9 protein-coding genes are annotated in these 14,306 nt (G+C 60.4%); 8 read left to right on the top strand and 1 reads right to left on the bottom strand.

Annotated elements, in window-relative coordinates; genetic code table 11:
• Positions 1-200 precede the first annotated feature (200 nt).
• Positions 201-1,223: a LacI family DNA-binding transcriptional regulator gene (locus tag AC1DF8_RS25735; protein ID WP_112542345.1), complete on the top strand. Its 1,023-nt coding sequence runs from the start codon at positions 201-203 to the stop codon at positions 1,221-1,223.
• On the opposite strand, the gene AC1DF8_RS25730 is transcribed toward AC1DF8_RS25735, so the two are convergent.
• Complete coding sequence (locus tag AC1DF8_RS25730; protein WP_478155538.1) at positions 1,220-3,523, bottom strand: FdhF/YdeP family oxidoreductase; 2,304 nt, start codon at positions 3,521-3,523, stop codon at positions 1,220-1,222. The genes AC1DF8_RS25735 and AC1DF8_RS25730 overlap by 4 nt on opposite strands.
• 248 nt (positions 3,524-3,771) lie before the next feature.
• Between AC1DF8_RS25730 and AC1DF8_RS25725 the strand changes: the two genes are divergently transcribed.
• The 7 genes from AC1DF8_RS25725 to cysG all read left to right on the top strand — a co-directional run bounded on the left by AC1DF8_RS25725 (position 3,772) and on the right by cysG (position 14,285).
• On the top strand, positions 3,772-4,359 hold the full coding sequence (locus AC1DF8_RS25725) for an ANTAR domain-containing response regulator (protein WP_112542347.1): 588 nt from the start codon (positions 3,772-3,774) through the stop codon (positions 4,357-4,359).
• Positions 4,360-4,396: 37 nt separating this feature from the next.
• Positions 4,397-5,680, top strand: a complete 1,284-nt coding sequence (locus AC1DF8_RS25720; RefSeq protein WP_478155537.1) for a CmpA/NrtA family ABC transporter substrate-binding protein — start codon at positions 4,397-4,399, stop codon at positions 5,678-5,680.
• A 453-nt stretch (positions 5,681-6,133) separates the two neighbouring features.
• Positions 6,134-7,375, top strand: a complete 1,242-nt coding sequence (locus AC1DF8_RS25715) for an MFS transporter (RefSeq protein WP_478155536.1) — start codon at positions 6,134-6,136, stop codon at positions 7,373-7,375.
• Positions 7,376-7,392: 17 nt separating this feature from the next.
• Positions 7,393-9,843 carry a nitrite reductase large subunit NirB gene (gene nirB / locus AC1DF8_RS25710; RefSeq protein WP_478155535.1) on the top strand — a complete coding sequence of 817 codons (2,451 nt, stop codon included), beginning with the start codon at positions 7,393-7,395 and terminating at the stop codon, positions 9,841-9,843.
• Between the two features lie 11 nt (positions 9,844-9,854).
• Positions 9,855-10,184, top strand: a complete 330-nt coding sequence (gene nirD, locus AC1DF8_RS25705; protein WP_478155534.1) for a nitrite reductase small subunit NirD — start codon at positions 9,855-9,857, stop codon at positions 10,182-10,184.
• Positions 10,184-12,838, top strand: coding sequence for a nitrate reductase (locus AC1DF8_RS25700; RefSeq protein WP_478155533.1), 2,655 nt, complete (start codon positions 10,184-10,186; stop codon positions 12,836-12,838). The genes nirD and AC1DF8_RS25700 overlap by 1 nt, the downstream gene beginning before the upstream one ends.
• Entirely contained in the window at positions 12,810-14,285 is a 1,476-nt protein-coding gene (gene cysG / locus AC1DF8_RS25695) for a siroheme synthase CysG (protein ID WP_478155532.1), read from the top strand. Before AC1DF8_RS25700 ends, cysG begins: the two co-directional genes overlap by 29 nt.
• Positions 14,286-14,306 lie beyond the last annotated feature (21 nt).

Genomic DNA, 14,306 nt, shown 5'->3' with positions numbered 1-14,306 from the left:
TCCACAAAATCTTATTTGCATGCTGATCCCGGAAGGTTCCATCCCATCCTTTTCCGGTACATTTCGAGCCTAACATAGTTGACAGCGCTGTCAAATCGTATTTGCTAGCGCTGTCAACTGGAATTTTCCGAGCTAAATATTTCGCAATTGCGAGATAAATTGCAGATCTGCATGAATTTTCTGTATGAATCGAGAGTACAATGCGAAGAGTAACTTTGGATGACGTGGCAACTCTGGCCGGCGTCAGCCCGATCACAGTCTCACGCGTGCTTCGCAAACCCGATGCAGTGTCAGAGGCCCTGCGGCAGCGCGTCACTGCCGCTGTCCAGGAGCTTGGCTATGTGCCGAATATTGCGGCCAGCCGGCTCGCCTCGTCGCGAACGCACGCAATCGGCGTCATCGTGCCGACCCTCTACAATGTTATCTTTGCCGAATATCTCTTCGCTCTGCACGACGTGCTTGTCGCGGCGGGCTTCCAGGTCATTGTCGTCAACAGCCGCTATTCCGAGCAGGAAGAGGAAAATGCCATCAAGGTGTTGCTCGGCCAAAGGGTCGAAGCGATCATCATCGCCGGCACCCATCACACGCCACTAGCCCGCCAACTTCTCACGCGCGCGCATCTGCCCGTCGTTGAGACATTCGAGCTCTCGCCCGATCCGATCGACCTCAATATCGGCATGCTGCAGGATCGTGCCGGGCAAGCAGCGACGCAGCATCTCATCGACCAAGGCTTTGATCGTGTCGCCTTCCTCGCCGGCAATCTCGACCACCGCGCCCAATCCCGCTTTGATGGCTACCGTCTGGCGATGCAGGAGTCAGGACTGCAGAAGCTCGAAATCATCACGCAATGGCAGCGGCACAGCTCGGTTGCGCTCGGGTCCGATCTCCTGGCTCTCATGCATGAACGTGGCGACCGGCCGGAAGCGATCTTCTGCATCGACGACAATCTGGCTCTCGGCGCCATGCAGGAGTGCCGCAAGCGCGGCATCCGCGTGCCTGACGACATCGCCATCATCGGTTTCCACGATCTCGAATTTTCCGCCTGTGCGTCACCATCCCTGTCATCGATCATGACGAGGCGGTTCGAGACGGGCAAGCTGGCCGCCGAAAAGGTGCTGTCGGCCCTCAATTCGACGAGCCGCCAGCCACCAAACCAGATCGACCTTGGCTTCGAGGTCATCGCCCGCGAAAGCACGGGCGGGACAATTGCGGTCTCACGCTAAGCCGCAGCCTGAGCCTCACTCTTGGTGATCGCGACGGGAACACCCTTGTAGCTCGGCGTGCCCGATTTGCGGTCATAGTGATCAAGCGCGATCACCGCATTCATTTCCGGGTAATAGCCTGCCACCGAACCGACGGGGATATTATATTCGACAGCCGTGAAACCGATGACGGTTCTCCCGCCACCGTGGCCGGTGGCCGAGCGGATATCGATCCTGTCTCCGTCACGCAGGCCCCGTTCAGCGAGATCCTGACCGCTCATGAATATCACGTCACGGCGGCCGAAAATGCCGCGGTAGCGATCGTCGAGGCCATAGACGGTCGTGTTGTACTGGTCATGGCTGCGCAGCGTCGTCAGCACCAGTGTCGCGGGGTTCTTCAGGCGGGGATCTTCGTCGAGACCGGGAGCGATGAGGAAGTTCGCCTTGCCGCTCGCAGTCTTCCAGACCCGATAGGAAGCCGGAACATCCAGCCGAAAACCACCGGGGGCGCGGACCCGGCTGTTGAATTCATGAAAATCCGGGAAGACCACCTCGATCTTGTCTCGGATGCGATCGTAATTGGCAATCAGACCCTTCCAGTCGATGCCGTATTTTGCACCGAGCGTGGCCATTGCAATGCCTGCGATGATGGCGGGCTCGGATTTCAACAATTCGCCCGGCGGCTTCAGGAAACCGCGCGAAGCATGCACCATGGACATGGAATCCTCGACCGTCACAGCTTGCGGCCCTGATGCCTGGGTGTCGAGATCGGTCCGCCCGAGGCAGGGAAGAATGATGGAGGTCTTTGCCGTCAGGAGATGCGAGCGATTGAGCTTGGTGGCAATATGGACGGCAAGATCGAGCTTGCGCATGGCCTGGAAGGTGACATCAGGATCGGACATGGCGACGGCCAGATTGCCGCCGAGGCAGATCAGCGCCTTGGATCGGCCGTCTGCAATCGCCTCGATAGATTCGATCGCATTGTGGCCTTTCTCTGCAGAAGGACGGAAACCAAAGGCCCGTTCCATGCCGTCGATCAGCGCCTTGTTCGGGATCTCTGTGATGCCGACGGTCCGGTCCCCCTGCACATTGGAATGGCCGCGCAGCGGGCAGAGGCCAGCGCCGGGCCGGCCGATATTGCCGCGCAGCATCAGGAAATTGGCAAGCTGCTGGACATTTGCCGTTCCGTTCGCGTGCTGCGTGATGCCCATGCCGTAGCAAAGGATGACATTGCGGGCATTGAGGTAGACATCAACGGCACTGTTCAGCGCCTCCATGGTCAGACCGGACACGCTGAGGATGTCTGCCCAGCTGGCCTTGGCGAGATCCTCCCTCAGGGCATCGATGCCAGCGGTGTGCTCGGCGATGAAATCTCGGTCGAGGACGCCCTTGCCGCCGCCGGAGAGATCGGCCACATCGCGTTCGAAGATCAGCTTCATCAGACCCTTGAGGGCGGCAAGGTCGCCACCGGTGCGGAGCTGGTGATAGGCAGATGCAATGGGCGTCGAGGATAAGGTCACCATCTCCACCGGATTTTGCGGCGCGGCGAAACGCTCGAGCGCCCGCTCCTTCAACGGGTTGAAGACGATAATCGGAACACCGCGACGGGATGCCTCGTGCAAAGTCGTCATCATGCGGGGGTGGTTGGTTCCGGGGTTGTGGCCGAAGCTGAAAATGGCGTCGGCATGATCGAAATCCTCAAGCGTCACAGTACCCTTGCCGACACCGAGCGACAGCGGTAGGCCAACGCTCGTCGCCTCATGACACATGTTCGAACAATCGGGGAAATTGTTGGTGCCATAGGCCCGCACGAAGAGCTGATAGAGGAAGGCCGCCTCGTTGGAAGCGCGTCCCGACGTGTAGAATTCAGCTTCGTCGGGGCTTGCGAGCTTGTTGAGTTCCAAGCCTATCAGGCTGAATGCATCATCCCAATCGATCGTCTCGTATTTATCCGTGGCGCTATTGTATTTCAGCGGATGCGTCAGCCGGCCCTGGTCCTCAAGCTTGTGATCGATCCAATCCCAAAGCTCGGAGACCGTGTGTTCGGCAAAGAATTCAGGTGTGACGCGCCGGGCGGTGGACTCCCAGGTGATCGCCTTTGCGCCGTTCTCGCAGAACTCGAAGGAAGAGGTGTGCTTTGGATCGGGCCAGGCGCAGCCGGGACAATCGAAACCTTCAGGCTGGTTTGCCTTGAGCAGTGTGGTACTGCCCTGTGCAACGATCTGCTGATGCTTCAGCGTTTTCGCCACCGCTTTCAGCGCATCCCACCCGCCTGCCGGATGACTGTACGCCTCAACACCTTCTGGCCGCTTGTCGCTCATCTTCGCTCTCCGTCTCCAAGATAGCCCGACGATAACAGCGAGCGCGCGGGCGGTGCATTATACTGAGGCATAGGTAGCGCAGTTGTCGACAAGTGAACGGATGCGGAAATCTTTTTCGAAAACCTAAATGAGACCAGACGTTGCTCATATATAAAGCAGACTGCCCATTATTTAATCAACTTTATAAAATGCCTAATAAATTGCCTTTCTAGCTTGTCGGGCTTGCTGCATTGCGTCATAAATGTCGCATGAGCCGGCTCGATCTGACCATCCTTGTGATCGATGAAAATACCATTCGCGCCTCCATCATCGAGGAGGGGCTGCGAGAGGCCGGCCATGCGCGCGTGACGGTCATCCACGAAGTCCAAGGCGTGGCGCGTATTATCGATACGCTGAGGCCCGACGTCATCATCATCGATATCGAGAACCCCAATCGCGACATGATGGAGCATCTGTTCCAGTTGACCCGTACGGTCGGCAGGCCGATTGCCATGTTCGTCGACCGCTCCGACACGGCCTCCATCGAGGCAGCAGTGGATGCCGGCGTGTCGGCATACATCGTCGACGGGTTGAAGAAGGAACGCGTCAAACCCATTCTCGATATGGCGGTCAGCCGCTTCAATGCATTCGACCGGCTGCAACGCGAACTTGCCGATGCCAAGTCGGCCCTCGAGGAGCGCAAGATCGTCGAACGCGCCAAAGGCATATTGATGAAGATGCGTGGCCTGTCGGAGGAGGAAGCGTTTGCGCTGCTTCGTCAGACGGCAATGAACGAGAAAAAGAAGATGTCCGACATCGCCCAGAGCGTCGTGACCGCAGCAGGGCTTTTAATGTGATGACCTCTCTGGTCGCGACTGTCCGGAGGAGGCCGGAGTGAACATGATGACGAAAAGCCTCAATCCCGATGCCGGTCTGCCAGCGCCCGCCCATGCCAACTGCGAAGGCTCCAGAACCCTGAGAGCCGGCTTCATTCCGCTCGTCGACGCTTCCGTGCTTATCGCGGCAGCGGAATTTGGCTTTGCCAAGCGGGAAGGCTTGACGCTCGATCTCGTCAAGGACGTCTCCTGGGCAAACATTCGCGACCGCCTCGCTTTCCGGCAGTTCGATATCGCCCACATGCTCTCGCCGATGCCCGTTGCCTCCATGCTCGGCCTTGGCTCCAATCCATCACCGACGATTACACCCTTCTCTCTCGGGCGCGGCGGTAATGCGATCACGCTCTCAACCCGCCTGTTCGACAGGATGCGGGACGCCGAGAACCTATCGGAAAGCGCCAGCGCGCTGGAAAACGCCAAGGCACTGGCAAAGGTGCTAGCAGAGATGAAGGCAAGCGGCGAGCCGCTGCCGACTTTCGGCGTCACCTATCCCTTTTCCTCGCATAATTACGAATTCCGCTACTGGCTCGCCGCCGGTGGCATCGATCCGGACAAGGACGTCAAACTCGTCGTCGTGCCGCCACCACTGACCTCGGATGCGCTAGCCGCCGGCGCGATCGATGGCTTCTGTGTAGGCGCACCCTGGAACATGGTGGCGTCAGAGCGCGGCGTTGGTCGTATCGTAGCCGCCAAACAGGATATCTGGCCATCCGCACCGGAAAAGGTGATTGGCATGCGCCCGGAATGGGCAGACAGCCATCCGGAAACGGTGTCCCGACTGATCGTCGCTCTCGATGCAGCGGCACGCTGGTGCGACCAGCCGGAAAACCAAGACGCACTTGCCGAAGCCCTGGCGGATGCCCGCTATATCGCAGCACCGGTTCGCATCATCCGCCATGTGCTGGCAGGCGAGTTCAGCCTCGATGCAAAAGGGAACCGGCGCATCATCGACAATTACTTCATGTTCCATTCGGGTTTCGCCAATTATCCTCGCACGAGCCATGCGCTCTGGATCTACAGTCAGATGATCCGCTGGGGTCAGGCCGAACTCGGACTCAATCCAGCACGCGCAGCCGCTTCCGCCTATCGCCCGGACCTCTATCGTGCAGCCCTTGGCGAGGGCAGCGCACCTATCGATGCAGACGTGCGCATCGAAGGCGCCGACGAAACCGACCGCTTCATGGACGGTCACGTTTTCGACCCATCGAAACTGCCGGATTATGTTGCGGGCTTTGCGGTAAAGAGCGTCCTGCCCTTCGCTTCCAGCAGCGAAGGAATTTGATCTCATGCTGGCCTGCACAAAACGCCATCAGAGATTTGCACCGACCTCACAATCGCGCACAAAAGATTTGCACAAGCGACAGCGGCCCAAAAAACCAGCAGCCGATGGATTTCTAAAAAATCCTTTAGATTCAATTCACTGGGACAGCCTCCGCAAACTGGCACGCGGTTTGCTTCGATAGTTATGCACTGATCAAAGGCGATCAGAGCAGAATGAGCGCACGATAGGCGCTCATTGAGGATACAGGAGTACCCTTGTGCAATCTGTCATGCGGATTGCTTGAGGCAGATGGGCCAGAAGGCCATGAATTCGGCGTCCAACGACGGGCGTCACCAGCAAAGCCGCTGATCAGGATATTTCGCGCGCCTCGTGCATGCGCGTCCTGACCAGCGGCTTTTTGTTTTTAACCCCCAGCGATGGATCGGCACGACCTTGTCGGGCCACGGAGAAGCCATGACTGTCATCAAGAAAGCGCAGCCCATGTCCGCCGGCGAACCAGCCAAAGCACTGTGGATCTCCACGGTCGCCTTCACGCTCTGTTTTGCGGTCTGGACGATCTTTGCGATCATCGGCATTCGCATCAAGCAGGAACTCGGGCTGAACGAAGCCGAGTTCGGACTGCTCATCGGCACCCCTGTGCTGACCGGCTCGCTCGTGCGCATCGTGCTTGGCATCTGGACAGGACGTTACGGCGGCCGTCTCGTTTATACGCTGACCATGCTTGCCGCTGCAGTCGCAACCTTTCTGCTTTCCTACGCCCACACCTATACGCAGATGCTGATCGCCGGCTTGGGTGTCGGGCTCGCCGGCGGCTCGTTTGCGGTCGGCGTCGCCTATGTCTCGCCCTTCTTTCCAGCGGAGAAGCAAGGTACGGCACTTGGCATCTTCGGTGCAGGCAATGTGGGCGCGGCCGTGACAAAATTCGCGGCCCCCTTCGTGCTCCTCGCTTGGGGCTGGCAGGCAGTCGCTGAAATATGGGCGGTCGGTCTGGCGCTGATGGCAATCATTTTCTGGTTCACCACAACAGATGATCCGGCCTTTCGTCTTCGCCGCGAACGCGGCGTCGCCTCCAAAAGCCTCGCCCAAGAATTCGCGCCATTGCAGAACCTTCAGGTCTGGCGCTTCTCACTCTATTACTTCTTCGCCTTCGGCGGCTTCGTTGCCCTCTCGCTGTGGCTGCCGCGCTATCTTGTCGGTGTCTACGGCTTCAATCTGGAAGCTGCCGGCATGATCGCCGCTGCCTATTCGATCCCGGGCAGCATCTTCCGTGCCTTCGGCGGCGTGCTGTCGGACAAGAAGGGCGCGCGCAGCGTGATGTACACGATGTTTGCCGTGTCAGCCGTGGCCACGCTCATCCTGTCACTGCCTGCTTCCACCATCACGCCCGTCATCTTCATCGTGGTCATCTTCGTGCTCGGCTTCTTCATGAGCCTCGGCAAGGCTGCCGTCTACAAGCACATTCCGGCCTATTACCCAGAGAGCGTCGGCGCCGTCGGCGGCATCGTCGGGATGATGGGCGGCCTTGGTGGCTTCATCCTTCCGATCGCCTTTGGCCTCCTCAAGGACATGACCGGCCTCTGGTCGAGCTGTTTCCTGCTGCTCTTCGCGATCGTCGCGATCTCGCTCATCTGGATGCACCTGTCCGTCAAGCAACTATCGCGCCACAGCCACTCCGCGCCCGTGGCTGCAACCTGATCCAAGGACCTGTAAATATGACAGAAAAACTCGTTATCATCGGCAATGGCATGGCGCCTGGGCGCATGCTGGAGCACCTCTTCGAACAGGCGCCCGGACGCTACGAGGTTACGATCTTCAACGCCGAGCCACGCGTCAATTACGATCGCATCATGCTGTCGCCGGTCCTGTCGGGAGAAAAGGACTACGAGCAGATCATCATTCACGGTGATGGCTGGTATATCAAGCACGGCATAACGCTCTACAAGGGTCACAAGATCGTCAACATCGATCGCGTCGCCAAGACCGTCACCTCCGACCACGGCGTCACCGAGAGCTACGACAAGCTCGTCATCGCGACAGGCTCGGTACCCTTCATCATTCCAGTGCCCGGAAAGGATCTTCGCGGCGTCATCACCTACCGCGACCTCGACGACGTGCAGGCCATGCTGCTTGCAGCCCAATCGCGCGAAAAGGCCATCGTCATCGGCGGTGGCCTGCTCGGGCTCGAAGCGGCCGCCGGTCTCGCCCAACGTGGCATGGATGTCACTGTGCTGCACGTCATGCCGACGCTGATGGAACGCCAGCTCGATCCCGCCGCCGGCTACCTCTTACAGAAGGCTGTCGAGGACCGCGGCATCAAGGTTATCTGCAAAGCCAACACCAAACAGATCATCGGCAACGGCAAGGTGGAAGGCGTCGAGCTCGACAACGGCACGATCATCCCTGCCACGCTTGTCGTCATGGCCGTCGGCATTCGCCCGAACGTCAATCTCGCCAAGGACGCCGGGCTCGCCGTCAATCGCGGCATCGTCGTCGATGCCGGCATGCAGACCTCGGACGGCGATATCTACGCGCTCGGCGAATGCGCCGAGGTGGGCGGCATGGTCTATGGCCTCGTCGCGCCGCTCTACGAGATGGCCCGTGTCGCCGCCGCCCATCTGTCCGACGATAAGAAGCCGGCCTTTGCGCATTCCGACACGCCGACGAAGCTCAAGGTTACCGGTATCGAACTCTACTCGATCGGCGATTTCGCCGACGGCGACGACCGGCAGGAAATCGTGCTGCGCGATGCGACTGCGGGGATCTACAAGCGCCTTGTGCTGAAAGACAACCGCATCATCGGTACGGTGCTTTATGGCGAGACCTCCGACGGCGCCTGGTTCAATGACCTCAAGAAAAAGGCCGTCGACATCTCCGAGATGCGCGACACTCTGATCTTCGGCCAGGCCTATCAGGGAGGGTCCCCATTGGACCCTATGGCGGCCGTTGCAGCCTTGCCGGATGATGCGGAAATCTGCGGCTGCAACGGCGTCTGCAAGGGCAAAATCACTTCAACGATCACGGCCAAGGGGCTGACATCGCTCGATGATGTGCGCGCCCATACGAAGGCATCGGCCTCCTGCGGCTCCTGCACCGGCCTTGTCGAACAGCTCATGTCCTTGACGCTGGGGGATGCCTATAACCCAAAAGCCGTGCAGCCGATGTGCACCTGCACCGAGCTCGGCCATGATGACGTGCGCCGCCTCATCAAGGCAAAGAAGCTGAAGACCATTCCCGCCGTCATGCAGGAGCTGGAATGGAAGACATCGGGCGGCTGCGCCAAATGTCGCCCGGCGCTCAATTACTACCTCGTCTGCGACTGGCCGGATGAATATGCCGACGACTACCAGTCGCGTTTCATCAATGAACGCGTCCACGCCAACATCCAGAAGGATGGCACCTATTCCGTCGTGCCGCGCATGTGGGGCGGAGTGACCAGCTCCGGCGAACTGCGCGCCATCGCCGATGTCGTCGACAAGTTCGCAATCCCGATGGTCAAGGTCACCGGCGGCCAGCGCATCGATCTGCTCGGCGTCGAAAAGGAAGACCTTCCGGCAGTCTGGGCCGATCTTGGCAAGGTCGGCTTCATCTCGGGCCAAGCCTATGCCAAGGGCCTGCGCACGGTGAAGACCTGCGTCGGCTCCGACTGGTGCCGCTTCGGAACGCAGGATTCCACGGGTCTCGGCATCCGCATCGAGAAATTCATGTGGGGCTCCTGGACACCGGCAAAGCTGAAGATGGCAGTGTCAGGATGTCCGCGAAACTGCGCCGAGGCCACTTGTAAGGATATCGGCGTGATCTGCGTGGATTCCGGCTTCGAGATCCATTTCGCCGGCGCTGCGGGCCTCGACATCAAGGGCACGGAGGTGCTCGGCCTGGTGAGGACCGAGGACGAGGCGCTCGAACATATCGTGGCGCTGACGCAGATGTACCGCGAACAGGGCCGCTATCTTGAGCGCATCTACAAATGGGCCAAGCGCATCGGCCTCGACGAGATCCGCCGGCAGATCATGGAGGATCACGACAAGCGCAAGGCCTATTACGAGCGCTTCGTCTTTTCCCAGAAATTCGCTCAGGTCGATCCCTGGTCGGAACGCGTCTCCGGCAAGGACAAGCACGAATTCCGGCCGATGGCGACCATCGGTTTCAGTCAGGCAGCCGAGTGAGGAGAACCATCATGAACTGGCACCCGATCGGCGACATTTCCGATATTCCGCTGCGCGGATCGCGCTGCGTGAAAACTCCGCAGATGACCATCGCCGTCTTCCGCACGGGCGAACACGAGGTCTATGCGATCGAAAATCGCTGCCCGCACAAGGGCGGCCCGCTCTCGGAAGGCATCGTGCACGGCAATGCCGTCACCTGCCCTCTGCACAACTGGGTGATCTCGCTGGAGACCGGTAAGGCGCTCGGTGCCGATGACGGTGCGTTGCGTACCATCCCGCTAAGGAACGAGGGCGGCATGCTCTATATCGCGCTCGAAAGCCTTGTCATGGCGGCGGAATAATGGGAGCAGAAGTCAAGACCACCTGTCCTTATTGCGGCGTCGGCTGCGGCGTGATCGCCAACGTGGATGATACCGGCACCGTAACAGTGAAGGGCGACCCTGAGCATCCGGCCAATTTCGGCCGGCTCTGTTCCAAGGGTTCGGCGCTTGCCGAAACGATCGATCTCGAAGGTCGGCTGCTCCATCCTGAAATCAAGGGCAGAGAGGCGGGCTGGGATGAGGCGCTCGATCTCGTCGCCAGCAGGTTTTCCGAGACCATTGCCGAACATGGCCCCGATTCCATCGCCTTCTATGTCTCGGGTCAGCTTCTGACAGAAGACTATTACGTCGCCAACAAGCTGATGAAGGGCTTCATCGGCTCTGCCAATATCGACACCAATTCTCGCCTCTGCATGTCTTCCTCGGTCGCCGGTCATCGCCGCGCTTTCGGCTCGGATACGGTGCCCGGCCTCTATGAGGATCTGGAACTTGCCGATCTTGTCATACTCACGGGGTCCAACCTTGCCTGGTGCCATCCCGTCATCTACCAGCGGCTGGCAGCCGCCAAGGCGACCCGACCGGGCCTGAAAATCGTCGTCATCGATCCGCGCCGGACGATGACATGCGACATCGCCGACCTGCACCTGGCCATCCGCCCCGACGGCGACGTCGCACTCTTCATGGGACTGCTCGCCCATCTCGCGGCAAGCCCTGCTATCGACCAGAACTATATAGGCGCCCACACGGAAGGTTTTGGAGCAGCCTTCGCCGCTGCCGCCGCACTAACGGTGGACGACCTGCTTGAACGCACGGGCTTACCGGCCATGCAGGTGAGAGAATTCTTCCGCCTGTTCGAGACGACCGAGAAAGTTGTCACCTGCTACAGCCAGGGCGTCAACCAGTCCGTTTCCGGCACCGACAAGGTCAACGCCATCATCAATTGCCATCTGGCGACGGGGCGCATCGGCCGACCCGGAATGGGGCCGTTTTCACTGACGGGGCAGCCGAATGCGATGGGCGGTCGTGAGGTCGGTGGCCTGGCCAATATGCTGGCTGCCCATATGGCGATCGAAAATACTGTTGATCGCGACCGTGTGCAGCGCTTCTGGAATGCACCTGCTATTGCCGCCAAGCCCGGCCTGAAGGCCGTCGATCTGTTTCGGGCCGTCGAGGAGGGCCGCGTCAAGGCGCTCTGGATCATGGCGACCAATCCGGTCGTATCCATGCCCGATGCCCGCCGCGTCGAGGCGACGATTGCCGCCTGCCCCTTCGTGGTCGTTTCCGACATGTTGCGCGAGACCGATACGACGCGGCACGCGCATGTGCTGCTACCATCCCTCGGCTGGGGCGAGAAGGACGGAACGGTCACCAATTCGGAACGCCGCATATCGAGGCAACGCCCCTTCCTTGCTCTGCCGGGAGAGGCACGAGCCGACTGGTGGCAGATGGCAGAAGTCGGCCGCCGGATGGGCTTTGCCGCATTCGACTACAGGTCCCCGGCCGATATTTTCGCCGAGCACGCTGCACTCTCCGCCTTCGAGAATGACGGCAGCCGCGACTTCGATATCGGCGCCTATGCCGAGACGGAAGCGGCAGACTACAATGCGCTGAAGCCGTTCCAATGGCCGCAGCCTTTCGGGGCACAGAAAAGGGAAACGCGGTTCTTCGCCAAGGGCGGTTTCTTCCATTCCGATCGCAAGGCGCGCTTTATTGCCGTCGAAGCGCCGGCAACCGATAGAACAGATTCGGCCTATCCCTTCACGTTGAATACCGGCCGCATCCGCGACCAGTGGCACACGATGACGCGGACGGGAAAGAGCGCGCGACTGTCATCCCATATCGCCGAACCTTTCGCGGAAATCCATCCGCGCGACGCGATGGAACTCGGCGTRGCCGACGCCGCCCTCGTGCAGATCGAAAGCAGCCATGGCAAGGCGATTATCCGCGCCCTGGTGACCGACCGGCAGGCGCGCGGCAGCGTCTTCGTGCCGATGCACTGGAGCGACCAGAATTCGGCTGAAGCGAGAATCGGCGCCGTCGTCAAACCCGCAACGGACCCCATTTCGGGCCAGCCCGCCTCGAAGAATGTTGCGGTTGCCGTCAGCCGCTATCGCGCTGCCGCTTATGGCTTCGCCGTCAGCCTGGCAAAGCCTGATGTGGCGGACGCGGACTATTGGGCACTCGCCAAGGCCGACGGCGGATGGCGGCTGGAGCTTGCATTCCATGACGGTATTGAAGACTGGACGGCCTGGTGCCGAAAAAGCTTCGCCATTGCCGACCATATCGAGCCCTTGGGTTATGCCGACCAGCAGTCCGGCAACCGGCGGATCGCCTTCTTCGACGGAGAGAGGCTGCTTGCCGCGCTCTTCCTTGCAAGAGAGCCGGTCGCCGTCGCACGCAACTGGGCGGTGGCGCAACTGACTGCTGATCACAGCGATCTGCGTCGCCGCTTTGCCATCATCGCCGGCCGGCCTGGCGCCGACAGGCCTGATCCGGGGGCGACGGTCTGCTCCTGCTTCAGCGTCGGCGTCAACCAGATCGTCACCGCCGTTCGCTCCGGCTGCCGTAGCGTCGAAGCGATCGGCAACGAGCTCAAAGCCGGCACCAATTGCGGCTCCTGCCGTGCCGAAATCAGGGGGATCATCAATGCCTGTGTTGCAGACGCTGCCGAATGATGTTGCCGACCGGGCACCTGCCCGCATGGCGCCGCTCGCCAAACTGCCCGTCTTCTGGTCGCTTGCCGGACAACGGGTGATCGTCGCCGGCGGCTCGGATGCCTGTGCCTGGAAGGCAGAATTGTTGGCTGCCTGCGGCGCCAGAGTCGAGATCTATTGCGAACATCTCGGCGAGGCATGCGCGACTCTCGTCGCGCGAGGTTCACCGCATCCGGAAGGCGCACTCATCCACTGTCCTATGGCATGGCGCGAGGACGTTTTTGCTGGTGCGGCGCTTGCCATAGCGGATTGCGATGAGGAGACCGAGGCTCACGCTTTCTTCGATGCTGCACGGCGAGCCGGCGTTCCTGTCAACGTGATCGACAAGCCGGCTTTCTGCCAGTTCCAATTCGGCTCCATCGTAAATCGCTCGCCCGTGGTGGTGTCGATCTCTACGGATGGCGCGGCCCCTATTCTCGCGCAGGCCATTCGCCGCCGCATCGAGACGCTGCTGCCGACATCCCTGAAATCGTGGGCGGGCCTTGCCCAGTCTCTCCGCGAGGAAATTGCTATTCGCTTGAAGCCCGGCGCAGCCCGCCGCGCCTTCTGGGAACGTTTTGTGGATCGTGCTTTCGGCGCTGAGCCGACAGAGACAAGCGTCCGCGATCTGCTGTCCGATATGCAAAGGCCGGCGCAGATGCGCCCCGTCGGACGGGTGACGCTTGTCGGCGCCGGTCCGGGCGACGCGGAGTATCTGACGCTGAAGGCGGTGCGGGCATTGCAGGCCGCCGATGTCATCCTGTTCGACGATCTCGTCTCGGACGAGGTTCTGGAACTCGCGCGGCGCGAAGCAAAGCGCCTGCTGGTCGGCAAACGCGGCGGGCGCGAAAGCTGCCGGCAGGAAGACATCAACGAGATGATGCTGACTTTCGCCAAGGCCGGCAAGAATGTTGCACGCTTGAAATCCGGCGATCCGATGATCTTCGGCCGCGCCGGCGAGGAGATCGCCTATCTGAAAAAGCACAATATTTCGGTCGAGGTCATCCCCGGCATCACGGCGGCGAGCGCCATGGCATCACGGCTCGGCATTTCCCTGACCCATCGCGATCATGCGCAGAGCGTGCAATTCGTCACCGGACATTCGCGCCATGGCAACCTGCCCGAGACGATCGACTGGCAGGCTATCGCAGACACAAGAAAAACGACGATCTTCTACATGGGTGGACGAACAGCCGGAGCAATCCAGAACAGGTTGATCGAGGCCGGGCTCGATGCAAGAACGCCTGTCGTCATCGTCAGCTCTGTTGCCAATGCCGACGAGCGGCGCTGGGCCGGCAGCCTGGACGGTCTTTCTTCGGCCATGGCGGAAATCGGCCTCGACCGGCCGGTACTGATCGGCGTCGGCGAGGTTTTCGCAGCTTGCGATCTGATGGCTGAAGTCGATCTGCCGTTCGTTGCCCAGGCCTAAGGAAGCGCCGGAACGCGGAGT

This window comes from Rhizobium sp. 05N49 (genome assembly GCF_056396805.1).
Note: the sequence above shows the minus strand (reverse complement) of the source record. Positions and strands in the feature narration are given on the sequence as shown.